We start from the raw sequence: 22841 nt of genomic DNA, 5'->3' as shown, positions 1-22841 counted from the left end.
GCACCCAATTCGGGCATGATCTCGGGAGGTAGCATGCCCTCGGAGCACAGTGAGCCGCAACGGACCCCGGCGTGGCCGGAGGTTCCACCGGCCTGGCCCGAAGTCCCCGCGGCCTCCTCTTTCACGCCGTCGGTCAGGTCGTTCGACACCACCAACCCGGGCACGGACCAGTCCGCGCAGCACCACTCGCCGTACCCGCCACAGGGCCAGGCCCCGTCGCAGTACCCGTCGCCGGGCCAGGAGGAGCGGAGCGCGTTCATGCCCCCGCCTCCGTCCTCGTACGGCGACGCGCGTTCCGACGACCCGTACGGCATGCCGCAGTCCTCGCAGCACGCGGCGGGGGCCAATCCCTTCCTGCCGCCGCCCCCGGCGTCCTACGGCGCCGACCCGCTCGGCATGCGCCCGGATCCCATGCGTCAGGACCCGACCCGGCCTGACCCGATGCGATCCGATCCCACGCGCCCGGACCCGATGTGGCCCGATCCCATGCGCTCGGATTCCGCGCGCCCCGACTCCATGCGCCCCGACTCCATGCGCCCCGACCCGATGCGGCCCGACCACCTGCGCGAGGACCCGCTCCGCGTACGGGAGGACCCGCTGGGCATGCGCCCGGACCCCATGCGCTCAGACCCGATGCGTCAGGACCCGATGCGTCAGGACCCGATGCGTCAGGACCCGATGCGGCCGGATCCGCTGCGGTCCGACCCCATGCGCATCGATCCCCTGGGCCAGGACCCCTCGTCGCGGCCGGACCCGCTGAGCGCCGACCGCTCGCCGTTCGCCGCGGCACCGGCGGAGTCGACGATGTCGATGCCCGTGTCGGCGGATTCCACGATGTCGATGCCCGCGCCCGCCGCATATCCCCAGGCGTCCCCCGCCGGACCTCCGCCGGGGGCCCCCGGGATTCCCGGCGCCCCTGGCGTCCCGGGAGCCCCCGGAGCTCCGGGTGGCGCGCAACCCGGATTCCCCGGCCCGGCGGGGCCGTTCGACCGGCCGCAGGAGGGCATGGAGCGCCCCGACGACCCGTACCGCCCGTTCGTCACGGCCGGTCAGATCAGCGGCCCCAAGACCCCTCCGGCACACCGCCAGGAGGAGCTGTGGAACACCGTCTTCGGCGACGGTGAACGCGGGCCCGACGACGACTACTACGACGACGAGGGCGGGCGGCCGATATGGCTGTTCGCGCTGATCGGCTCAGTGGTCGTCGCGCTGATCGCCGCGCTGGTGTGGGCGTTCGTCTCCGGCCCGCTGAGCTCGGGCGACTCCACGGGCGACAGCTCCCCGTCGGCCAAGCCGTCCGCCAAGCCGTCGGCGCCGGTCGCGGCCAAGCCCCAGTCGCTGCCGGCCCTGCCGACCTACAAGGGCACGCCGTCCCCGGTCTCGGGCAAGGTCACCGACACGGCGGGGCGGATCACGCTGCCCCGGCTCGGCGGCCCGTGGCAGCTCGACCAGCGCGCCCAGCACATCCAGGACACGTACGGCTTCGCGACCCGGCAGTACGTCGCGGCGGGGATGACCCCCGAGGGCAAGCCGCAGTTCGCCCAGGTGATGACCGGCCCGCTGGACGAGTCCCTGGCCGCGAAGTACACCTCCGAGGACAACCTCACCCCGGTCATCAACGGGGTGATGCTCCAGGCACGGCAGAAGCTCTTCGACAAGAACACCAAGATCTCCCCGTCGGCTCGGCAGAAGCTGTCACGAGGCGGCATGACCGGGCAGCTCGTCGCCTACACCGCCAAGACCGGCTCCGAGCAGACCACGGCGGTCGTCGCGGCGCTGAACACCGGAGGCGACCTCCCGACGATCGTGTACATGCAGGTGCCGAAGGCGAAGGCCGAGCTGCTGCCCGACATCAACACCGTCTTCAAGACGATCCGCCCGGTCGGCTAGGGGCGTTCCGCGGATCCACACCACGCCACACCACGGCACGTCGTGGGTCCACGGAACCCGACCGGTGAGCCCGCCACTCCCGGCGAACCAGGCGGGCGCCCGGTCCGGTCAGAACGTGCAGGTCATGTGCTTGGTTCCGTTGATGAAGCTGGAGAAGAGGATCTCCGGCTCGCCCGCCTCGATCCTGGGGACCCGGGTGAGCAGCTCGCGGAACATCACACTGATCTCCCGCCGGGCCAGGTGGGCGCCGAGGCAGAAGTGCGGGCCCGGCCCCCCGAATCCGAGGTGCGGGTTGGGGTCGCGGAGGATGTCGAACCGGAGTGGATCGGTGAAGACCGCCTCGTCCCGGTTCGCGGACCAGTAGTAGAGGACGACCTTCTCGCCCTGCCGGTACAGCGTGCCGTTCATCTCGTGGTCGCGGGTGACCTTGCGGCGCATGTAGTTGACCGGTGACGCGAGCCGCACGATCTCCTCGACCGCGCCCGGAGTCCGCCCGGCGAAGTCCTCCGTCCAGAGCCTCCGCTGTTCCGGGTGGAGCGTGAGCAGGCGCATGCCGTACGAGATGGCGTTGCGGGTGGTCTCGTTGCCCGCGACGACGAGCAGGATGAAGAACGAGCCGAGCTCCTGCGCGGTCAGCCGCTCGCCGTCGATGTTGGCGTTGACGAGGGAGGACGTGAGGTCGTCGGTCGGGTTCTCGGTGCGGTGCGCGGCCAGGTCCTGGACGAGTTGCTGCAGGTCCAGCCCGGCGGTGAGCAGTGCGGTGGCGATCGACTCCGGGTCGCTGACGTACTCGGGGTCGGAGGCGCCCAGAATGATGTTGGACCGGTCGAAGACGAAGCCGTAGTCCCGCTCCGAGATCCCCATCATGTCGCAGATGATCTTCAAGGGCAGGCGGGCGGCCACCTCGGCGACGAAGTCGCATCCGGGGCCCTTCGCCAGCAGGTCGTCCACGATGCGTACGGCCGCGGCCTCCACGTCGGCCTCGAACTGCTTGATCATCCTCGGGGTGAACGCCCGGGAGACGATCCGGCGCAGCCGCGCGTGCCGGGGATCGTCCATGTTGATCATCGAGCCGAAGTACTCGACGAACTCGGCGGGCATGTCGACGATGTTGGTCGAGCCGCCGTCACCCGAACAGAAGATCTCGGAGTTCCTGCTCGCCTCGACGATGTCGGCGTGCCGTACCAGGGCGTGGTATCCGGGACCGGCCGGGGCGAACGACAGCTCCGGTTCGGCGTAGAACGCGGGCGTCTCCAGGCCGCGCAGCAGCCGGAACGCGTGCTCTCGCTCATCGATGGGCCGGGCCCAGAAGTCCCAGTCGGTCAGGTTGACGTCGGCCGCCGTCCTGATCGGCGTGCGATCCACGGGCTGAGTCGTCATGGGACGGGCCTCCGGGCCTCAGAGGGACTGGAATCGCGTTCGGTTTTCGATAGTGCCACAGCCCTCCCCCGTCCGCCAGATCCCCACACGATCATGACATTCGAGGCGATCTACTAGTACCTTGTCACCAACCGGTCGGTATGTATCCCCCACGGAACCGAGGAGCGGCGATGCTCAATCTCTCTGTCGTGCTCGAGGACAGCGCTCGGGAAACCCCGGACAGGACCGCCGTCATCTTCGGAGACCTGCGCCTGTCCTACTCCCTGGTCGACACCATCGCGCGCCAGGTGGCCAACCTGCTCGTCTCCCGGGGGATCGGCAAGGGCGACAAGGTGGCGCTGGCCTGTCCGAACCTCCCCTACTTCCCCTTCGTCTACTTCGGCATCCTGAAGACCGGCGCGACCGTCGTCCCGCTGAACGTGCTACTCCAGTCGCGGGAGATCGCCTACCACATCGACGACTCGGACGCGAAGGCGTTCTTCTGCTTCGAGGGCACCCCGGAGCTGCCGCTCGGCGAGCGCGGCCTCAAGGGCTTCCAGGACTCCGGCGCCGAACACTTCTTCGTCCTCCCCGCGCAGGCGTTCGCCACCGAGTCCCAGTACGGCGAGACCCTGTGGGCCGCGCTCGACGGGATGTCCGGCGAGTTCGAGACGGTGCAGACGGCGCCGGACGACACGGCCGTCATCCTCTACACCAGCGGGACCACGGGCCAGCCCAAGGGCGCCGAGCTCAGCCACCAGAACATGCTCCTCAACGCGATGGTCAGCGACGAGATGTTCCCGCGCCAGGGGAACGACGTCTATCTCGCCACGCTGCCGCTGTTCCACTCCTTCGGCCAGACCGTGATCATGAACGCCGGGTTCCGGCGGCGTGCCGCCCTGGTGCTCCTGCCGCGCTTCGACCCCGCGGACGCGCTCGCGCTGATGGCGGCGGAGAACGTCACGCTGTTCGCGGGCGTGCCGACGATGTACTGGGCGATGCTGACGGCGGTCCGCACCGGCGCGGCCGAGGTGCCTTCCACCCTGAAGACCGCCGTCTCCGGCGGCGCGGCGATCCCCGTCGAGGTGCTCAAGGACTTCTCCACGACCTTCGGCACCGACGTGCTGGAGGGGTACGGACTGTCCGAGACCTCGCCGGTGGCGTGCTTCAACCAGCCCGGCAGGCCGGCGAAGGCGGGATCGATCGGGACCCCCATCTGGGGCGTGGAGATGAAGCTGATCGACGCCGAGTGGAACACCCAGGACGAGCTGGGCGAGATCGCCGTCCGCGGCCACAACATCATGAAGGGCTACTACAACCGGCCGGAGGCGACGGCCGAGGTCATGAACGACGGCTGGTTCCGAACCGGCGACGTGGCCAGGCGCGACGAGGACGGCTACTACTTCATCGTCGACCGCGCCAAGGACATGATCATCCGGGGCGGCTTCAACGTCTACCCGCGCGAGATCGAGGAGGTCCTGATGACCCACTCGGACGTCTCGCTCGCCGCGGTCGTCGGCGTCGCGCACGAGTCGCACGGCGAGGAGGTCAAGGCGTACGTCATCCGCAACGCCGGCGCGACGATCACCGAGGACGAACTGGTCGCCTGGAGCCGCGAGACCATGGCGGGCTACAAGTACCCGCGGATCATCGAGTTCCGCGACGCCCTGCCCATGACCGCCACCGGCAAGATCCTCAAGCGCGAGCTGCGGTAGCGGTCACGGACGGCCTCCGCCCGCCTCAGGGCCAGTCGAGCGACGGGCGGAGGGCCACGTGGGAACGGCCCTCGTTGTCGAGCTTGGCGCCGAGGACCTGGTGGAGCTGGACCTTGTTCCGCTCGAACCCGACGACGCATCCGGCCATGTAGAGCCGCCACACCCGGGCGGTGCCCCGGCCGACCTCGCGGACCGCCTCGTCCCAGTGGGCGTCGAGGTTGGCGCACCACTCGCGAAGCGTGAGCGCGTAGTGCTCGCGGAGGTTCTCCTCGTGGCGGATCTCGAAGCCGTTGTCCTCCATCTGCCGGACGAGATGGCCGACCGACTCCAGCTCGCCGTCGGGGAAGACGTAGCGGTTGATGAACCCGCCCTTGTTGAACGTCTTCTCCGTGCCGGTCGGCCGGGTGATGCAGTGGTTGAGGAGCCGCCCGCCCGGCTTGAGCTTGCCGTACAGGAAGGAGAAGTACGCCGGCAGGTTGTCCTTGCCGATGTGCTCGGTGAGGCCGATCGAGCTGATCCGGTCGAAGCCGCCCTCCTTGACGTCCCGGTAGTCCATGTAGCGGACCTCGGCCAGCTCGGACAGGCCCGCCTCGGCGATCGCCTTCTGCGCCCACTCGGCCTGCTGCCGGGAGAGCGTGACACCGAGGCTCTTCACGCCGTACTCGCGAGCGGCGTGCATGACCATGCCGCCCCAGCCGCAGCCGATGTCGAGCAGCCGCATGCCGGGCTGGAGGTCGAGCTTCTTGGCCACCAGGTCGAACTTGGTGTACTGCGCCTCCTCCAGAGTGGCGTCCGCCGTCGGGAAGACCGCGCAGGTGTACGCCATGGAGGGGCCGAGCACCCACTCGTAGAACCGGTTGGAGACGTCGTAGTGGTGGTGGATCGCCTCCGCGTCACGCTGCTTGGCGTGCCTGCTGCCGAGCCGGGCCAGCGTGCTGCGTCGCATCTCCTGCGGCGGCGGGGGCACCCGCATCAGCAGCGGCTTGGTGCCGAGGGCACGCACCGCCGCGACCTTCTCGCTGAGGGGGAGGTCGTTGATCGTCAGCGACCACATCCGGTTGAGCAGCTCGTACATGTCGCCGTGCACGTCGATGTGGCCGGAGATGTACGCGCGGGCCAGACCGAGTTCCCCCGGGGCCTGCGCAAGGTACGCGACCGCGATGGGCGACTTCACTTCGATGCGGACGTCGGCGGTGGGGGGGCCCGCCTTGCTCCCGTCATATGCGACGAACTGAACGTCCGCGTCCGGGCCAACGATCTTCTCGAAGATCTCGGCGAGTTTCATTGATCACCTTCCCCGTACACACTTCTCATACAGGTCGAGCAACCGCCCACCGGGGTCGTAGGAACGTTTGACCGGCCAGTAGGCGTCCCCGTTATACAGCCGCCAGAACTCCTCCCGCTCGTAGAAGGAGGTGGAGTAGAGGGACTTGTGCCCCTCCAACTCGTGCACGGCGTTCTCGATCAACCGGTTGTGATGGCCGTCGTGCGCGCCCCGGGGTAGCGGCACCATTCCCCAGAACCCGAAGTTCACATAGAGCCGCCCCGGCTCCAAGGGGTAGAGGGACCACTCCCCCGTGGCCTTGAGCGGACACATCCAGACGGGCGTCATGCCCACCTGCTCCTGGAAGAACTCCAGGAACTCGGCCCCACGCTCGATCGGCACCTCGACGTCCTGGATGACCGACTCCTGCACCGGGTTGTTCCGCCAGCGGTCCAGCCGCGCGGTCACGCCGTACCTCTGGTCGAGGCCGACGAGCCGCCGGTAGACGTCGGAGCGGAGCCAGCGGCGCGGCAGGAGCGAGCGGACCAGCGGCTGCTGCACGCCGAACGCGCGCGAGCACCAGAACCAGTCGGTGTCCCAGCGCCACAGGTAGTCGCGGATGGTGAGCCAGTCGCGGGTACGGGTGCGCAGCGACTGGTAGTAGATCCGCATGCCCGTGTAGTCGGAGGCGTAGGGCGCCTTGTCGGCGAAGGTGCCGACCGTGACGTAGAGCTCGTCGGGTCCGAAGTACGTCCCGTCGACGAAGTCGACCCGCTCACCGTCGTACTCGCCGCTCTGGCAGATCTCCTGCATGGCGAGCATGCACTTGGCGGCGTCGGTGAACCTGACGTGGGTCAGCCGGACGAACGGCTTGACCGGGGCCAGCTTGATCCGGATCCGCAGGGCGTAGCCCAGCGTGCCGTACGAGTTGGGGAACGAGCGGAACAGGTCGGCGTGCTCGTTGTCGGCGCGGGCGATGACGACCCTGCCGTCGCCGGTCAGGACCTCCAACTCCTCGACCGACTCGTGCGGCAGGCCGTCCCTGAAGCTGCTGGACTCGATCCCGAGCCCGGTCACGGCGCCGCCCAGCGTGATCGTCTTGAGCTGCGGCACGACGTACGGCATCAGGCCGTACGGCAGGGTGGCGTCGACGAGGTTCTCGTACGTCGTCATACCCTGGACCTCGGCCGTCATGGTCTCCGGGTCCACCTCGATCACCTGGTCGAGGTCGCGGGCCGAGAGCTTGGCCGTCTTGGCCGGCTCGCGGAAGCGGAACAGGTTCGTGGTGGCCTTGGCCAGCCGGGGCGCGGCGCCATCGGGAATCGCGGCATACGACTCCCTGATCTGCTCGACCGCCTTGTCATGGGCGGTCATACTGGCCGTGCGCTCTGGCATGAAACCACCCCCAGGAAAATAGAGATCGTCTCTAGGGCACGGTATCCCTGGAAACCATCGCAGACCAGACCGGACACGTTAAGCCCGAGAAAACTATCAGGGCTCCGAAATCGATGATCCGCCAGGGGGGCCTGGTCGGCGCCGCTCCCGCCCCGGCTTGCACGGACAGACCGAACCTTGTTCTACTTGGCGGGCCATGTGACGAGACCGGAGGAGGCTCCCATGAGTGAACCGAAGGGCCCGCTCGCCGGGGTACGCGTGCTGGAGCTTGCCGGGCTCGCTCCCGGGCCGTTCGCCGGAATGATGCTCGCCGATCACGGCGCCGAGGTGCTGCGCGTCGACAGGGTCGCGGCGGTGAGCGACCGGCCGCGCCGGGACGTGATGGACCGGGGCAAGCGCACGATCGGCCTCGATCTGAAGTCCCCCGAGGGCGTCGAGGCGTTCAAGAAGCTCGCCGCGGGCGCGGACGTGGTCATCGAGGTGTTCCGGCCCGGGGTGGCGGAGCGGCTCGGCATCGGCCCGGCCGACCTGCACGCCGTGAACGAGCGGCTGGTGTACGGCCGGATGACCGGCTGGGGCCAGGAGGGTCCGCTGGCGCCGAGGGCCGGGCACGACATCGACTACATCGCCGTCTCGGGCGCGCTGTCCTTGCTGGGCCGTGAGGGCGGCAAGCCCACCCCGCCGATCAACATCCTCGGCGACTTCGCCGGAGGCGGCCTCATGCTCGCGTACGGCGTCCTGCTCGCGCTCTTCGAGCGGGAGCGGACCGGGCGGGGCCGGGTGATCGACGCCGCCATGGTGGACGGCGCGGCCGCCCTTTTCGCGATGTTCTACCACGGCGTCCAGGCCGGCGCCTGGGGTCCGCGGGGCACCAACCTGCTGGACACCGGCGCCCCGATGTACGACACGTACGAGACGGCGGACGGCGGGTTCCTCGCCGTGGGCTCGCTGGAGCCGCAGTTCTGGGCCGAGATGGTGGCGAAGATGGGCCTCTCCGACCTCCCCGACCGGGACGACTCCGCGAACTGGCCGGAGATCCGCAAGCGGCTGGCCACCGAGTTCCGCGCGCGTACGCGGGCCGAGTGGGAGGCGGTCTTCGAAGGCTCCGACGCCTGCGTGTCCCCGGTGCTCTCGATGGACGAGGCCGTGCGCCACCCGCACAACCAGGCGCGCGGCACGTTCGTCGAGGTGGACGGGATGACGCACCCGGCGCCCGCGCCCCGGCTGCTGGGAGCGGGACGGAGCGACCTGGCTCCCGCCACCCGCCTGCTCGACCTCGACGCCTGGGGACTGGACGACGCCTCCGCGGCCGCGCTGCGAGAGAAGGGAGTACTGGCCTGATGGACGTCTTCGAGGCGCTGTACACCACCCGCGCGATGCGCCGGGTGCGGCCGGATCCCATCCCGATGGAGGTCCAGGAGCGCATCATGGACGCCGCGGTGCGCGGGCCGAGCGGCGGAAACACGCAGGGCTGGCGCTTCCTGCTCGTCGACGACCCCGACGTGAAGGCGCGGCTCGGACCGCTCTACCGCGACGCGCTCGCCGTGCTGTTCGAGGGCCACTACCGGCCGATGCGCGAACGAGCCGAGGCGTCCGGCGACACCGCGACGCTGAACGTGCTGAAGTCGGCCAAGCATCTGGCCGACCACTTCGAGGGCTATCCGCTGCTGCTCTTCGCGTTCACCCGGAACGACCCGGGCGGCGGCTCGATCTTCCCCTCGGTCTGGAACGCCCAGCTCGCCGCCCGCGCGTTCGGCGTGGGCAGCGCGCTGACCACGGTCCTGGGCCTGTTCCACGGCGCCGAGGCGATGCGCGTGCTCGGCGTGCCCGAGGACAAGGGGTGGGCGCTCGCCTGCACGGTCACCTTCGGCTACCCCACCGGACGGTGGGGCGTCGCCCCGCGCCGCCCGGTCCACGAGGTGAGCTATCGCAACCGGTGGGGCGAGCCGGTCGGCTTCGAGGTCTCAGAGCCGCTCTGGAACTATCCGGAGCCCGCGCCGGAGGGGGCTCAGGAGTCGCCGAAGGACGGCAGCACGGCGACGTAGAGGTCGACGCCCGACGGATGGTGGATCTCCAGGTCGGTGGTGAACGCGCGCGCCGGGCTGCCGCCGGACTCGGTGTGGTCCCACACCCGCTGCCAGACGTCCAGGAGCGCGTCGGGCATCGGGCCGCGGGCCTCCATGCGGATGGCCGGAACGCCCGGCGCCCGGACGGCCACCATGCCCTCGGGCAGCCGGGCCGCGGTGTGCACGGCGACACCGACGATCTGGGTGTAGGCCCCGTGGTGGTCGCTCTCGTAGTCCGTCAGCACGGCGTACAGGTTCTCGTCGACGCGTCCCGGTACGTGCGCGAAGGCTCCGGGCGCGCCCGCGCGCGCCCACAGCGCCGGCAGCAGTGCCCGGGAGGGGTCGGCCTCCGCCGCGTTGGTCGTCCGTACGGCATGGCCGACGACGAGCACCTCCGGCCGATCCACGATGATCACAGTTCCTCCCCAATGGTTCCCTCGCCAACAGGGATCCTACGGAGCGGATCGCGCGCGCACGCCATCGGTGTGGCGGGGAATGCCAACTTTGTCCGTTCACCGCATAGGCTGGACAAACGTGCGATTCCTCAATGATCTGACGCCGCCCTACGATCTCACGTACAGCGACGTGTTCATGGTCCCGTCCCGCTCGGCCGTCGGGTCCCGGCTGGCCGTCGATCTGTCGGCGAAGGACGGCACCGGCACCACCATCCCGATCGTCGTGGCCAACATGACCGCCGTCGCGGGCCGCCGGATGGCGGAGACCGTGGCCAGACGCGGCGGCATCGCCGTGATCCCCCAGGACATCCCGTTCGACGTGGTCGCCGACGTGATCACCTGGGTGAAGGAACGCGACCTCGTCCACGACACGCCGATCGCCCTGACCCCGCACGACACCGTCGGCGAGGCGCTGAACCTGCTGCCCAAGCGGGCGCACGGCGCCGTCATCGTCGTCGACTGGGACAACCGCCCGGTCGGCGTGGTCACGGAGGCCGACTGCCACGGCGTCGACATGTTCACCCAGCTCTCCCAGGTCATGACGCCGTCGCCGCAGACCCTGGCCCAGGGCACCGACCCCAGGGACGCGTTCGACGCGCTGCACGAGCGCAGGCACCGGCTCGCCCCGGTCGTGGACGGGGAGGGCCGCCTGGTCGGCGTCCTGACCCGTACGGGCGCCCTGCGCGCCACGCTGTACCAGCCGGCCGTGGACGCCTCCGGACGGCTGCGCGTCGCCGCGGCGGTCGGCGTCAACGGCGACGTGAGCGCGCGGGCCAAGGAACTGCTCGACGCGGGCGTGGACGTGCTCGTCGTGGACACCGCGCACGGCCACCAGGAGAAGATGCTCTCCGCGCTGCGGGCCGTGCGCGCGCTCGATCCCGGCGTCCCGGTCGCGGCCGGCAACGTGGTGACCGCGGAGGGCGTCCGCGACCTCGTCGAGGCGGGCGCGGACATCGTCAAGGTCGGCGTCGGCCCCGGCGCCATGTGCACCACCCGGATGATGACGGGTGTGGGGCGCCCGCAGTTCTCCGCCGTCCTGGAGTGCGCGGCCGAGGCCCACCGGCTGGGCCGGCACATCTGGGCCGACGGCGGTGTGCGGCACCCGCGCGACGTGGCCCTCGCCCTCGCCGCCGGCGCCTCCAACGTCATGATCGGCTCCTGGTTCGCCGGGACGTACGAGTCGCCGGGCGACACGCGGACGACCGCCGACGGCCGGAAGTACAAGGAGAACTTCGGCATGGCCTCCGCCCGTGCCGTACGGCTGCGCACGGCGGAGGACAGCCCGTTCGAGCGGGCGCGCAAGGCGCTGTTCGAGGAGGGCATCTCCACCTCGCGGATGTACCTCGACCCGGTACGCCCGAGCGTCGAGGACCAGATCGACGCGATCGTGGCCGGCCTGCGCTCCTCGTGCACGTACGCCGGCGCGACCAGCCTGGCCGAGTTCCACGAGCGCGCCGTCGTGGGCGTGCAGAGCGCGTCCGGATACACGGAGGGCATGCCCCTGCACCAGAGCTGGTGACAGGCGGGCGACTCCACCGATCTCGCCCATGCGCCCCGGCCGGCCGCGGGATGCCCGGTAGAGTCATCCGGTTGGCCTGGGCGTGCGCCCGGGACCAGAGTGACGCGAACACGACAAGGAGAGCCAGGTGGCACTGGAAAAGCCCGAGATCGACTTCCCCGAGGGCGCTCCGCCCGCGGACCTGGAGATCGTCGATCTCATCGAAGGGGACGGCCCGGAGGCCAAGCCGGGACACACCGTGAGCGTGCACTACGTCGGCGTCGCGTTCTCGACCGGCGAGGAGTTCGACGCGTCGTGGAACCGCGGCGCGGCCTTCCAGTTCCCGCTGGGCGGCGGCCGGGTCATCGCCGGCTGGGACCAGGGTGTCGCCGGGATGAAGGTCGGCGGCCGCCGCCGGCTGACCATCCCGCCGCACCTCGGGTACGGCGACCGCGGCGCGGGCCACGCCATCAGGCCCGGCGAGACGCTGATCTTCGTGGTCGACCTGCTCGGCGTGAGCTGAGCCGATCGGGCGCGGGCCTTCACACACGCGACGCGTGTCGTGGAGGCTCGTGCCCGGGGGTTCCCCTCCCGGGGTTCCGCGTCGATTATGGTCGCGTGGCCACGATCACCGGAGTCCGTCAGGACGCCGCGCTCCCCCGCTTCGCCGTCCGGCCCGTCGGCGCGATCGCGCTGGCCGCGGCCGCCGTCCTCCTCGCGGTCAGCCCCTGGTACGGCTACCACCGCGACGAGCTGTACTTCCGCCTGCTCGGGGAACACCCCCGGCTCGGCTATTTCGACACCCCGCCGCTCACGCCGCTGGTGGCCCGGGTGTCCACCGAGCTCTTCGGCGACACCGTCACCGCGCTGCGCGTCGTCCCCGCCCTCCTGGCCGGGGTCCTCGTCATCCTCACCGCCTGCGTCACGCGCGAGCTCGGCGGAGGCCGTACCGCGCAGATCCTGGCCGCCACGGGGATCGCGACCGGCCTGTTCCCGCTGGTCGCCGGGCACTCGCTGCTGACCCTGACCCTGGACCTGCCGATATGGACGGCGGCGATCCTGTTCATCCTGAGGGCGCTGCTGCGCGGCGACGGCCGCTGGTGGCTCGCCGTCGGGGCGGTGGTGGGCGTGGCCGCCTACAATCGGCAGCTCATCGTGCTCCTGCTCGTCGGCGTCGGCGCCGGGCTCCTGCTCGCCGGACCCAGGGCGCCCCTGCGCGACCCGCGCCTGTGGCTCGGCGCGCTGCTCGCGCTGGTGATCGCCGCGCCGAACGTGATCTACCAGGCGACACACGAGTGGCCCCAGCTGCAGATGGCGGCCGCCCTGAAGATCGACGAAGGTGACGACAACCGCGTCACGTTCGTGCCGCTGCAGATCGTGCTGGTGAGCTGGCCGCTCATCCCCGTCATGGTCGGCGGGTGGATCCGGCTCTGGCGGGACCGCCTCACCCGATCGCTCGCGATCGCCTATCCGCTGTGCTGCGCGCTCGTCCTCTATTCGGGAGGGCGTCCCGACTATGTGGCCGGGCTTCTCATCCTCCTCTTCTCCGCGGGGTGCGAGCCCGCGGTCGCGTGGCTGACCGGACGGCCCCGGCGGCGGGTCCTCCTCGTGGCGGCGGTCGCTCTCGGCGCGGTCAACAACGTCGTCTTCGCCCTCCCGATCATCCCGGCCGGCTCGCTGCGCGGTTCCCCGGTCGCCGTGGCGAACGAGGTGGCCCGCGAGTCGGTCGGCTGGCCCGGGTTCGCCGCGCAGGTCGCGGCGGTGGTGCGCGCCCTCCCGGATGCCGACCGGCCGCGCGCCGTCCTGCTCGCCGCCAATTACGGCGAGGCCGGAGCGCTGGACCGCTGGGCCGGAGAGTACGGCCTGCCCCCGGTCCACAGCCCGCACAACGACCTCTACTGGTGGGGGCCTCCGCCCGAGACGGCCCGCGTCGCGGTCGTGGTGGGAGCCCCGTCGTCCTTCCTGACCGGGCGGTTCGCCCGCTGCGACCAGGCCGCCTCCATCGACGGCATGGCCGGGGAGGAGCAGGGCATCCCCGTGACCGTGTGCCGGGACCCCGTCACGTCGTGGCGGGCGCTGTGGCCTGAGCTGCGTCACTACAGCTGACCGCCGGTCCCCCCGGATGGGCAAAGGGTGGTGCGGTGAGGCAGGATGACGATGTGTTGCTGATCGACCTTGCCCGGACGTCCGTGGCCGTGGCGGCGGACTCGGCGCGGCTGGCCAAGATCGCGCATCTGGCCGAGCTGCTCGGCAGGGTGGCGCCCGAGGAAGCCGCGATCGCGATCGCCTATCTCTCCGGAGAGATCCCGCAGCGCCAGATCGGCGTGGGCCCGCGCACCCTCCACGAGGCACCCGAGCCGCGTCAGGTCGCCACGGCCACGCTGACGCAGGTCGACTCCTTCTTCGAGCGGATCAAGGCGCAGTCCGGTCCCGGATCGCAGACGGCGCGCAGGGCGCTCGTCGACGAACTTTTCAGCGCGGCCACCCGCCAGGAGCAGTCCTTCCTGCGTCGGCTCATCCGCGGCGAGCTCCGCCAGGGCGCCCTCGACGGCGTGATGATCGAGGCCCTCGCCAAGGCGGCCGGCGTCCCCGCGACGGAGATCAGGCGGGCGCTGACGCTGCGCGGCTGGCTGCCCGCCGTGGGCGCGGCCGCGCTGCGCGGCGGGGTCGAGGAGCTGCGCGGTTTCCACCTGGAGGTGGGGCGGCCGGTCTCGCCCATGCTCGCGCAGAGTGCGCCGTCCGTCACGGCGGCCCTGGAGAAGATCGGCGGCCCGGCCGCGCTGGAGTGGAAGCTCGACGGCGTGCGCGTCCAGGCCCACCGGTCAGGCGACCGGGTCGGCGTCTTCACCCGCACGCTCGAGGAGATCACGCCGCAGGTGCCCGAGCTGGTCGAGGTCCTTCTCGGGTTGCCCGAGCGCGACCTCGTGCTCGACGGCGAGGTCATCGCGTTGCGGCCGGACGGGCGGCCCGAGCCGTTCCAGGTCACCTCCGGCCGGGTCGCGAGCAGGACCGACGTCGAGACCGCCCGCGCGGCGGTGCCGTTGAGCGTCTTCTTCTTCGACGCCCTCCGGGTCGGCGGCGCCGACCTGCTCGATCTGCCCGCCGAGGAGCGGCACGCCGCGCTGGCCGCGGCCGTACCCGCCGGGCTCGTGACGCCCCGCCTGGTCACGGGTGACGCGGAGGAGGGCGAGGCGTTCTTCGCCGAGGTCGTACGGCTGGGCCACGAGGGGGTGGTGGCCAAGTCGCTCCAGGCGCCGTACGCCGCGGGACGACGCGGGGCCGGGTGGGTCAAGGTCAAGCCCCGGCACACCCTGGACCTCGTCGTGCTGGCGGCCGAGTGGGGCAGCGGGCGGCGCGAGGGCTGGCTGTCCAACCTCCACCTGGGCGCGCTCGACCCGGAGAGCGGCGGCTTCGTGATGCTCGGCAAGACCTTCAAGGGGCTCACGGACGAGCTGCTGACCTGGCAGACCGCGCAGTTTCTCCGGCTGGCCGAGGGGCCGGCCGACGGCTGGGTGGTCACCGTGAAGCCCGAGCTCGTGGTGGAGATCGCCTTCGACGGGGTACAGCGGTCGACCCGCTATCCCGGCGGGATGGCCCTGCGGTTCGCGCGGGTGCTGCGCTATCGGCCGGACAAGCGGCCCGAGGAGGCCGACACCGTGGCCACGGTGCGCTCCCTCATGCCCTGAGTTGCCCGGCCTGTGAACCGTGGATGCCTCACTTGACGAGGCGGACCGTCAGGGGATAGCGGAAGTCGCCCCCCGCGACGGCCGCGACTCCGCCGACGACGGCGAGCACGAAGCCCAGGATCCATATGAACGGGATCAGCGCCATCCCGACGACGGTGAAGGGCAGCAGCAAGGTCGCCCCCGCCACGGTGAGATGGAAGTTCAACGACTCGACCGCGTGCCTCCTGATGAACGGGGAGGTACGACCGGCGGTCAGCAGCATGATCAGCGGACCGACCACGAACAGGCCGCACAGCGTCAGCAGGTGTGCCGCCGCTCCCCCCACCCGGTCGCCGCCGTCGGCGGGCCCGGCACCGGGGTGCGCGGCACGCGAGTGGTATCCGGCGGCCCGCGGGTCGTACCGGGGCGGGGCCGCGGGCGGCACATACTCGGCGGCGCGGGCGCCGTAGAGCTCATCCATGATCGGGATGAGGTCGGCGTGGGTGCGGGCGGTCATCGCGAGATGCAGCCGCTCGTCCATCTCGAACTTGTCCAGGCGGCCCTCGGCGTAGGCCGCCTTGACGTGCTCGACCACCTGGTCACGGTCCTGGTTCGTGACCCGCAACTCGGGGTGGATGGGCGTGCGCCCGGACCAGGATGGTGTCGCTGCCGTCGGCATCAATGCCCTACCTCCGTCGATGGAACGGCCGCACCGGACGCTCGTGACCTCCGGGACGAACGCGACCTGCCTGCCTCTCTCCTTCGAGTCTGCCTCACCACCCGGGCGGCAGGGCATCTCACCGTCCATCCTCGTGCGGGCCATGGTCGCGGCACATCCGGGATGTCCCCGACGTCTCCCCCGAGAACCCCCTAACCCGCACGCCACTGATCGCCGCTTCCGCCGCCGAATTGACGGTCGGGAACGGTATATAAGGGGTATGAGATGGCGAGATCGTTATGGCATCCGGCGACTACGCGGCCCCCGAGTCGCCAAGTTCGACCGGGAGGCCACGGATGACGACATCGAGGCGTTGATCGCGTTCGCCAGGTCGCGGCGCGGCGTCGAGTTCTACGTGGAGCCGGAGACGTTCGCCACCGACACCACGGCCGTGGCCGTGGCCCACGACGGCGAGTGGACCCGCCGCCGTGTCGGGTCGCCCGCCGTCATCGGCAGGGTCGCCAGGGATCTGGCGCTTCCGGTGTACGACGTGCAGCTCACCGGCTATCCCGCCCGCATGCGCGCCTACAACGAGCGCCGCCGTGAGCAGGAGCGGCGCCAGACCGAGCCCTAGACTTCCCCGAGCTTTGGCCTTCCCCCAGGAACCGTCCAGAGGAACTGCCCAAGCCGGGAACCGTCCCGGGCGGGTCCATCCGGCCGGGGTCTATCCCGCCAGCAGGGGCCTCTCCTCGCCGAGCAGCGCGATCAACGGCACCAGCCAACTCATCCGCGGGCGCCCCATCTGCGCGTCCAACTCCTCCGGCGCCGGCATGCGCTCGCGCAGCGCGTCGGGGGGAAGCAGGTGCCGCAGAGCCTGGCACAGCAGATTCGCCATCGAGTACGCCGGGTCGGCCGCCAGTGCCCGCTCCAGCGCGAGGCCGGCGAGGGCGCAGTCCCCGTCGCGCCACGCCGACGCGGCCAGCAAGGACGCGACCGGGGCGACGAAGCGGGGGTCCAGCCGCCGGGTGAGGTCCCGCCACAGGGCGAGATGGGCCTCCCTGTCGTCGATCAGCGCCCACGCCTCGTCACGGACCCTGATGACCGCCAGATCGAGGCCGAGCCGCGCGGCCTCCTCGTCGTCGAGGCGGCCTCCGGAGTCGTAGCGGCCGATCGCCGACCTGACGCGGGCGAGACCGTCGGCCACGAACGCGGCGGCGGTCTCGTCGGGCCGCTCCGCCCGGGTCAGCAGGGCACGGACGTCCGCCGCGACCCGCCGGGTGGCCTGGCTCATCGCCACCCGACGGAGCCCGCCGTACGGCTCGACCGACCGGACCAGGGTGCGCCGGTCGGGCAGCGCGACCAGGCCGTGCACGACGGCCTCGGCGGCGACGCGGCCGGACACCGGATCGTAGGGCGTGCCCTCGGGCGGGCAGCAGTCCGCCCGAGCGCAGACGTAGGACCAGTAGCGCCCGCCCTCCGCCCGGAGGGCCTCGGCGACGTGCACGTCACCCTCGCGGAGCAACCGGAGCGTCTGGTCGACCGCGGGGGTCACCAGCGCGGCCGGGCCGTATCCGGCGAGCACGGCCATCGTCATCCGCTCGCGGCGCAGCAGCGCGGCCAGCGGATCGAGCGCCCCCGGCCCGATCGGCAGGTCCCACCGGGTGGTCACGCGTAGCGCGCTCCCCGCGAACGCGGCCACGACCAGGCTGTCCTGCGGGTGGAAGCCGATGAGGTACGGCACCGCCGCGAGGATGTCGGCGGGTGAGGAGAGCACGAGCGTCGAGATGGAGGTCATGGATCGAGAGCGTCGCGGACGCTCTCTCCCGCGAAGCGGCCGAGCCGCGTTCTGGGGATATCAGGTCCGCTGTGGAGGAAGCAGCCGCTCGCGGACCAGCATCGCGGCGCCCGCCACCGCGGCCGGCATGAGGACGACGGCGACGAGGGGAACCATGAAGGCCAGGAAGAGGACCACACCGAAGCCGAGCGTGGCCCCCTTGTCGGCGCGCAGGAGGGCGAAGCGCTGCTTGCGCGGGATGCCGCGGCGTTCCAGCGGGAGCGCGGTCAGCTCGACGCTCAGGAAGAAGCCGGAGACGATCGCGCCGAGCACCGGCACGACGGTCTGGCCGATGACCGGCACGAACCCGAGCACGAACAGCGGGATCGTCAACAGCAGCACGTAGTAGAGCGTCACGACGCTGTCCCGGATCGACCGCCCCAGCGACCGCCAGAAGGGGGCGTCGACGGCGCCCGGAAGGCCGCCGAGATCCTCCTCGACCTTCTCCGACAGCTTCTCGTAGAACGGCTCGCCGATGGCCAGGGTCACCGCGGCGTAGGTGAGCACGGCGAGCGCGAGGCCGCCCACGAAGATCAGGATGCCGACGAACGTCCGGAACGCGTCCCGCCAGCCCCAGTCGTCCGCGAACGGGGTCGCCCACTCGGCCAGATCACCGGCGTGCGTGCCCAGCCACACCAGCGCCACGGCGTACAGGACGAACGCGATCAGGGCCGGGACGAGTCCGAACAGCCACCACCGGGGATGCCGCGCCACCCATCCGAGCCCTCTGAAGACAGAGCCGACGCCGCTCATGAAGCCGCCGGCCTCTCGCCGGACGGGCCTCCCGATGCCATTCATGTCCGGCAGGCTAGCGCCTCGGATCATTCGTCGCGATCTCGCCCATCTCGCCCGTCGGAGGTCAGCCGGCGCCCGGCCAGAGACGCGTGACGGAGACGCCGACCGCGGCGAACAGGCGGCGGAGCAACGGAAGGGAGACGCCGAGGACGTTGCCGTGGTCGCCGTCGATGCCGTCGACGAACCATCCGCCGAGGCCGTCGAGGGTGAACGCGCCCGCCACCTTCAGCGGCTCTCCGCTGGCGACGTAGGCCGCGATCTCGTCGTCGGTGGGAGCCCCGAACCGGACGACCGTCGCGCCCACGTCGGAGGCGCTGCGGCCCGACGCCACGTCGATGACACAGTGGCCGGTGAGCAGGCGGCCGGTCCTCCCCCGCATCGACCGCCAGCGCGACACGGCGTCCTCCGGCGAGGACGGCTTGCCATACGCGACGCCGTCGAGCTCCAGCATGGAGTCGCAGCCGATGACGAGGCCCACGTCGAGCGAGGACGCGACGACGGCGGCCTTGGCCTCGGCGAGGGCCAGGCAGAGCGCGGCCGGGGTCTCCGCGGTGATCGCGTCCTCGTCCACGCCGCTGACGATCACCTTCGGATCGAGGCCGGCGGCGCGCAGGACTCCGAGGCGGGCCGGGGAAGCGGAGGCGAGAACGAGTTCGGTCACGGATGTCGAGTTTAGTGCTCACATTCCCCATGTCTTCCAGCCGTCAGCACCGATACCTTTTTGCGGTTATTGATCGACTTGTAGGGAGATTTCGGTGGCGAGGGCGACAATCCGGGAACGGCTGCGCTACTGGTTCGACAACACGATGTCGAAGGGGACGGTGGCGCTGATCGGCTGGCTGGGGCTGGCGTCGCTCGCCCTCATCCTCATCGTCTCGGGGCTGACCCTGTGGATCACGCCGGACGAGGTGTTCGACCACGCCGGGTTGCCCGGCGTGCTCTGGATGACCCTGGTCCGGGCACTCAGCCCCAGCAAGATCGCGAGCGACTCGGGCACCGCGCCGTTCCTCGCCCTGATGCTCGCCGCGTCCCTCGGCGGCATCTTCATCGTCAGCACGCTGGTCGGCGTGCTGTCCGCGGGCCTCAAAGGCAAGATCGAGGAGCTGCGCAAGGGACGCTCGCGCATCATCGAGAGCGGCCACACCGTCATCCTCGGCTGGTCTGAGCAGGTCTTCACGATCGTCGGCGAGCTGGTCAAGGCGCACGCGAGCCAGCGCGGATCCGTCATCGCGATCCTCTCCGACCACGACAAGCCGGGCATGGAGCAGGCCATCCGCACGAAGGTGGGCGATACCGGCCGCACCCGTCTGGTCTGCCGTACCGGACGGCCGACGGAACCGGCCGACCTCTCCCTGATGAGCCTGGAGACGGCCAGATCCGTCGTCGTCCTCTCCCCTGAAGGGGAGGATCCGGACGCGCACGTCATCAAGACCCTGCTCGCGCTCGCGAAGCGCGACGGCGACCACCCGCCGGTGGTGGCCGCCGTCGCCGCATCCCGGAACATGGCGGCGGCACGCCTCGCCGGCGGGCCCGGCGTCCATCTGGTCGACTCCGACGACACCGCGTCCCGGCTGATCGTCCAGTCGTCCCGGCAGTCCGGCATGTCGGTCGTCTGCATGGACCTGCTCAACTTCGACGGCGGGGAGATCTACCTGCGGCCGGAGCCGTCCCTCGCCGGCGTGCCGTACGGCGAGGCTCTCGGGGCCTATCGGAGCGCGACCGTCATCGGGCTGCGCGCGGCCGGGAAGGTGGTGCTCAACCCGCCGATGGACACGGTGATCGGAACGGACGACGAGATCATCCTGATCGCCCACGACGACTCGCTCATCCACCTCTCGGGCGGCGCGCCCGCCGTGGAAGAGGAACGGATCGTCGGCATGGCGCACGAGCGGCCCGGCCCCGAGCGGACCCTTCTGCTCGGCTGGAACGGCCGGGCCGCCCAGATCGTGCGCTACCTCGACGGGTACGTCCCGGCGGGATCGACGATCGACGTCGCCAGCGACCACCCCGGCGCGGGAGGCGGCCTCACGGGCCTTGCCAGGCTCACCCTGAACACCAAGGAATGCGACATCACCGACAGGTACGCGCTCGAGTCACTCAGCGCGGGCCTCTACCAGCACGTGATCGTGCTCTCCGACGACCGGTACGGCACGCACCACGCGGACACGCGCACCCTGATGACTCTGCTCCAGCTCCGCGACATCCAGACCACGCTCGGGGACCGGTACTCCATCGTCAGCGAGATGCACGACGAGAACAACCGCGCGCTCGCCGAGGTCACCCGGGCCGACGACATCGTGATCAGCGACACGGTCATCGGCCTTCTCCTCGCGCAACTCGCGGAGAACCCGCGCCTGGCCGACGTGTTCGGGTACCTCTTCGACTCCAGGGGATCGGAGATCTATCCCCGCCCCGCGGAGGACTACGTGGTCATCGGGACACCGCTCGCCTTCTCGACGGTCATCGAGTCGGCCAGGCGGCGCGGTGAGACCGCGATCGGCTACCGCCTGGCCGCCGGGATCAACGAGCCGCCGAGGTTCGGCGTGGTGCTGAACCCGGACAAGGAGTCACCGATCGCGTTCGCGCCCGGGGACGCGGTGATCGTGCTCGCCGAGCGCTGAGACGCGGGGCCCCCGGCGGGCGGGGGATGGTCGCGCCCCCGGAACAGGGCGAGGGCCCGGTGACCGATGTCACCGGGCCCTCGCGGCGGTGCCGGTGCCGCCCGGCGGCCTCAGTCCCGGGCGCCCGCGAGCGCCTGGCGCAGGTTCTCCTCGGCCTGGTTGGACAGCGACGTGTGGATGATCTTCCCGCCGTACGGCGCGATCTGCGGGATGACCTTGTCCGGCGTGCTCTGCGTGACGAGCACGAAGAGGGCGGCCGCGCCGGGCTTGAGTTCCTCACCGATCTTCTTCATGAACTTGTCGTCCACGCCCACGTCGGTCATCGCGCCCGCGGCGGCACCCGTGGCGGCGCCGACGGCCATGCCGATGAGCGGCATGAGGAAGATGAGCCCGATGAGACCGCCCCAGAGCGCGCCTCCGGCGGCGCCGATGCCGGTCGTGCTGGTCGACTGGTGCAGCTTGATCTTGCCGTCCTTGGTGCGCTCCGCGACCGCCGCGTCCGCGAGCGTGATCAAGTTCTGCTTCTGCAGCTCGAAGAGCTTCTCCCGGACGGTGTTCGCGGTGGCGACGTCGTCGTACGCGACGGCGATCAGATTCGACATATCGATCCCCCCGATTCGGATGGCCGTAATCATCCCCCGGAGGACTGCTTCCTAAAGCACGCGAATGTGCGACATAACGGTATTAATGTCGCGCCAGTGCTTCTTCTGGGTGTCGGGGATGGTCATGAACACCAGGGCGGGCTTGTCCTTCGGCACATCGACCAGGGCGAGGGCCGCCATGGCCTTCCGCTTCTTGCCCTTGATCGTGTAGTTGACGGTGAAGCCGAGCAGCCAGCCGTCCCGGTCGCTCACGGTGATCGGCTGCGACGCGGTCCAGGCGATCGTCGCGCCGGACGGGTGGTGGTTCAGCGTCCACCGAGCGGCCAGGAAGGCCGTGTCGCGCGGACTCGCCTGCACCGGGATCGGCACCGGGCAGGACACCAGCAGACCCCGGAAGTTCGTGCCCTTGACCTTGGGCAACATCTGACGGGTGGCGAACGGACTGGCCGAGGCGAGCTTCCACACCTTGGCGAACCTGGGGAACGCGACGCCCGACCGATCGTCCTTCAGCGCACCCCGGCTCGGAGCCGCCCGGCCGTACAGCCGGCCCAGCCGCCGGTCGCCCTCGGGCAACGCCGGAATACGCGGGTCGGAGAGCGCGGCCTGCATGACGGCCGTGACCGTCGCGGCGCCGGTCGACGGGGTGGCCGTCACGGAACCGGAGGACACCACCGGGGAAGCCGCGGGCGAGGCGGCCCCGGGGGTCACGGCCGGAGTCATCGCCGGGGTGGCGGCCGGGTCGCCCGTCGTGGCGGCGCTCACGCCGGGGGTGCCCACGGGCGGGCTCGCCACCGCGGTATGGGCGGCGACCGCCGACGGGGCGGAGGCGTCGTCATCCCCGCCGCGCAGGACGACGAACCCCGCGACGCCCACCGCCGCGACGGCGGTCGCGGCCGCGATCGTCCGGTAGACGACGCGCATCGGCATGTCGCCCAGTCCCTTGCCGCCGCCGGGAGCCGGCGGGGGCGCGGGGACCACGATCTTGGGCAGCGGCGTCGTCTCCGCTTCGGCCGCCACGTATGTC

Annotated in this window: 20 protein-coding genes; 10 read left to right on the top strand and 10 right to left on the bottom strand. The window is 70.9% G+C overall.

Going from position 1 to position 22841, the window contains the following annotated elements; translation table 11 throughout:
• The first annotated feature begins 33 nt into the window (after positions 1-33).
• Positions 34-1890 (top strand): hypothetical protein, encoded by a 1857-nt coding sequence (locus AB0I59_RS03565; protein WP_358129617.1) that lies wholly within the window; start codon positions 34-36, stop codon positions 1888-1890.
• A gap of 108 nt (positions 1891-1998) precedes the next feature.
• Here AB0I59_RS03565 and AB0I59_RS03560 read toward each other — a convergent pair whose 3' ends face one another.
• Positions 1999-3270: a cytochrome P450 gene (locus AB0I59_RS03560; protein WP_358129614.1), complete on the bottom strand. Its 1272-nt coding sequence runs from the start codon at positions 3268-3270 to the stop codon at positions 1999-2001.
• Between the two features lie 170 nt (positions 3271-3440).
• Between AB0I59_RS03560 and AB0I59_RS03555 the strand changes: the two genes are divergently transcribed.
• Positions 3441-4964, top strand: a complete 1524-nt coding sequence (locus AB0I59_RS03555; protein WP_061257351.1) for a long-chain-fatty-acid--CoA ligase — start codon at positions 3441-3443, stop codon at positions 4962-4964.
• Between the two features lie 25 nt (positions 4965-4989).
• Here AB0I59_RS03555 and AB0I59_RS03550 read toward each other — a convergent pair whose 3' ends face one another.
• Together AB0I59_RS03550 and AB0I59_RS03545 are read right to left on the bottom strand one after the other, a co-directional pair.
• On the bottom strand, positions 4990-6249 hold the full coding sequence (locus tag AB0I59_RS03550; protein WP_358129611.1) for a class I SAM-dependent methyltransferase: 1260 nt from the start codon (positions 6247-6249) through the stop codon (positions 4990-4992).
• A 3-nt stretch (positions 6250-6252) separates the two neighbouring features.
• Entirely contained in the window at positions 6253-7623 is a 1371-nt protein-coding gene (locus AB0I59_RS03545; protein WP_358129608.1) for an FAD-binding oxidoreductase, read from the bottom strand.
• Between the two features lie 222 nt (positions 7624-7845).
• On the opposite strand from AB0I59_RS03545, the gene AB0I59_RS03540 reads away from it, so the two are divergent.
• Positions 7846-8964: a CaiB/BaiF CoA transferase family protein gene (locus AB0I59_RS03540; protein ID WP_358129605.1), complete on the top strand. Its 1119-nt coding sequence runs from the start codon at positions 7846-7848 to the stop codon at positions 8962-8964.
• Positions 8964-9668 (top strand): nitroreductase family protein, encoded by a 705-nt coding sequence (locus tag AB0I59_RS03535; RefSeq protein WP_061257347.1) that lies wholly within the window; start codon positions 8964-8966, stop codon positions 9666-9668. The genes AB0I59_RS03540 and AB0I59_RS03535 overlap by 1 nt, the downstream gene beginning before the upstream one ends.
• Here AB0I59_RS03535 and AB0I59_RS03530 read toward each other — a convergent pair.
• Positions 9632-10105, bottom strand: a complete 474-nt coding sequence (locus AB0I59_RS03530; RefSeq protein WP_061257346.1) for a GyrI-like domain-containing protein — start codon at positions 10103-10105, stop codon at positions 9632-9634. The genes AB0I59_RS03535 and AB0I59_RS03530 overlap by 37 nt on opposite strands.
• A gap of 118 nt (positions 10106-10223) precedes the next feature.
• On the opposite strand from AB0I59_RS03530, the gene AB0I59_RS03525 reads away from it, so the two are divergent.
• The 4 genes from AB0I59_RS03525 (at position 10224) to AB0I59_RS03510 (ending at position 15328) form a co-directional block, all read left to right on the top strand.
• Entirely contained in the window at positions 10224-11663 is a 1440-nt protein-coding gene (locus tag AB0I59_RS03525; RefSeq protein WP_228643741.1) for a GuaB1 family IMP dehydrogenase-related protein, read from the top strand.
• Between the two features lie 127 nt (positions 11664-11790).
• Positions 11791-12165, top strand: coding sequence for an FKBP-type peptidyl-prolyl cis-trans isomerase (locus AB0I59_RS03520; RefSeq protein ID WP_061257344.1), 375 nt, complete (start codon positions 11791-11793; stop codon positions 12163-12165).
• 95 nt (positions 12166-12260) lie between these two features.
• On the top strand, positions 12261-13748 hold the full coding sequence (locus AB0I59_RS03515) for a glycosyltransferase family 39 protein (protein ID WP_358129601.1): 1488 nt from the start codon (positions 12261-12263) through the stop codon (positions 13746-13748).
• Between the two features lie 35 nt (positions 13749-13783).
• Entirely contained in the window at positions 13784-15328 is a 1545-nt protein-coding gene (locus AB0I59_RS03510) for an ATP-dependent DNA ligase (RefSeq protein ID WP_358129599.1), read from the top strand.
• 28 nt (positions 15329-15356) lie between these two features.
• Here the strand turns inward: AB0I59_RS03510 and AB0I59_RS03505 are convergent, their stop codons facing one another.
• A complete protein-coding gene (locus tag AB0I59_RS03505; RefSeq protein WP_358129596.1) occupies positions 15357-15986 on the bottom strand; it encodes a DUF1707 and DUF4870 domain-containing protein in 630 nt (209 codons plus the stop codon).
• Positions 15987-16245: 259 nt separating this feature from the next.
• On the opposite strand from AB0I59_RS03505, the gene AB0I59_RS03500 reads away from it, so the two are divergent.
• Positions 16246-16599: a hypothetical protein gene (locus tag AB0I59_RS03500; RefSeq protein ID WP_061257341.1), complete on the top strand. Its 354-nt coding sequence runs from the start codon at positions 16246-16248 to the stop codon at positions 16597-16599.
• 90 nt (positions 16600-16689) lie between these two features.
• Here the strand turns inward: AB0I59_RS03500 and AB0I59_RS03495 are convergent, their stop codons facing one another.
• From AB0I59_RS03495 to AB0I59_RS03485, 3 genes are all read right to left on the bottom strand, one after another.
• A complete protein-coding gene (locus AB0I59_RS03495; protein WP_061257340.1) occupies positions 16690-17760 on the bottom strand; it encodes a DUF4192 domain-containing protein in 1071 nt (356 codons plus the stop codon).
• A gap of 60 nt (positions 17761-17820) precedes the next feature.
• Positions 17821-18597, bottom strand: coding sequence for an EI24 domain-containing protein (locus AB0I59_RS03490; protein WP_358129592.1), 777 nt, complete (start codon positions 18595-18597; stop codon positions 17821-17823).
• 61 nt (positions 18598-18658) lie between these two features.
• Positions 18659-19255: a Maf family protein gene (locus AB0I59_RS03485; RefSeq protein ID WP_061257338.1), complete on the bottom strand. Its 597-nt coding sequence runs from the start codon at positions 19253-19255 to the stop codon at positions 18659-18661.
• A gap of 94 nt (positions 19256-19349) precedes the next feature.
• Here AB0I59_RS03485 and AB0I59_RS03480 point away from each other — a divergent pair, with 94 nt between their 5' ends.
• On the top strand, positions 19350-21215 hold the full coding sequence (locus tag AB0I59_RS03480) for a CASTOR/POLLUX-related putative ion channel (RefSeq protein WP_061257337.1): 1866 nt from the start codon (positions 19350-19352) through the stop codon (positions 21213-21215).
• Positions 21216-21325: 110 nt separating this feature from the next.
• Here AB0I59_RS03480 and AB0I59_RS03475 read toward each other — a convergent pair whose 3' ends face one another.
• Complete coding sequence (locus AB0I59_RS03475; protein WP_061257336.1) at positions 21326-21817, bottom strand: DUF1269 domain-containing protein; 492 nt, start codon at positions 21815-21817, stop codon at positions 21326-21328.
• A gap of 51 nt (positions 21818-21868) precedes the next feature.
• Entirely contained in the window at positions 21869-22834 is a 966-nt protein-coding gene (locus tag AB0I59_RS03470) for a hypothetical protein (protein ID WP_358129589.1), read from the bottom strand.
• Between the last annotated feature and the right edge of the window lie 7 nt (positions 22835-22841).

Source organism: Microtetraspora glauca (genome assembly GCF_040656155.1).
Lineage (GTDB): Bacteria > Actinomycetota > Actinomycetes > Streptosporangiales > Streptosporangiaceae > Microtetraspora > Microtetraspora glauca.
Note: the sequence above shows the minus strand (reverse complement) of the source record. Positions and strands in the feature narration are given on the sequence as shown.

Bases quoted from the DNA above. Each gene is read 5' to 3' on its own strand.
- AB0I59_RS03565 (WP_358129617.1), top strand. From the start codon at position 34: ATGCCCTCGGAGCACAGTGAGCCGCAACGGACCCCGGCGTGGCCGGAG.
- AB0I59_RS03560 (WP_358129614.1), bottom strand. From the start codon at position 3,270: ATGACGACTCAGCCCGTGGATCGCACGCCGATCAGGACGGCGGCCGAC.
- AB0I59_RS03555 (WP_061257351.1), top strand. From the start codon at position 3,441: ATGCTCAATCTCTCTGTCGTGCTCGAGGACAGCGCTCGGGAAACCCCG.
- AB0I59_RS03550 (WP_358129611.1), bottom strand. From the start codon at position 6,249: ATGAAACTCGCCGAGATCTTCGAGAAGATCGTTGGCCCGGACGCGGAC.
- AB0I59_RS03545 (WP_358129608.1), bottom strand. From the start codon at position 7,623: ATGCCAGAGCGCACGGCCAGTATGACCGCCCATGACAAGGCGGTCGAG.
- AB0I59_RS03540 (WP_358129605.1), top strand. From the start codon at position 7,846: ATGAGTGAACCGAAGGGCCCGCTCGCCGGGGTACGCGTGCTGGAGCTT.
- AB0I59_RS03535 (WP_061257347.1), top strand. From the start codon at position 8,964: ATGGACGTCTTCGAGGCGCTGTACACCACCCGCGCGATGCGCCGGGTG.
- AB0I59_RS03505 (WP_358129596.1), bottom strand. From the start codon at position 15,986: ATGCCGACGGCAGCGACACCATCCTGGTCCGGGCGCACGCCCATCCAC.
- AB0I59_RS03500 (WP_061257341.1), top strand. From the start codon at position 16,246: ATGAGATGGCGAGATCGTTATGGCATCCGGCGACTACGCGGCCCCCGA.
- AB0I59_RS03495 (WP_061257340.1), bottom strand. From the start codon at position 17,760: ATGACCTCCATCTCGACGCTCGTGCTCTCCTCACCCGCCGACATCCTC.
- AB0I59_RS03490 (WP_358129592.1), bottom strand. From the start codon at position 18,597: ATGAATGGCATCGGGAGGCCCGTCCGGCGAGAGGCCGGCGGCTTCATG.
- AB0I59_RS03475 (WP_061257336.1), bottom strand. From the start codon at position 21,817: ATGTCGAATCTGATCGCCGTCGCGTACGACGACGTCGCCACCGCGAAC.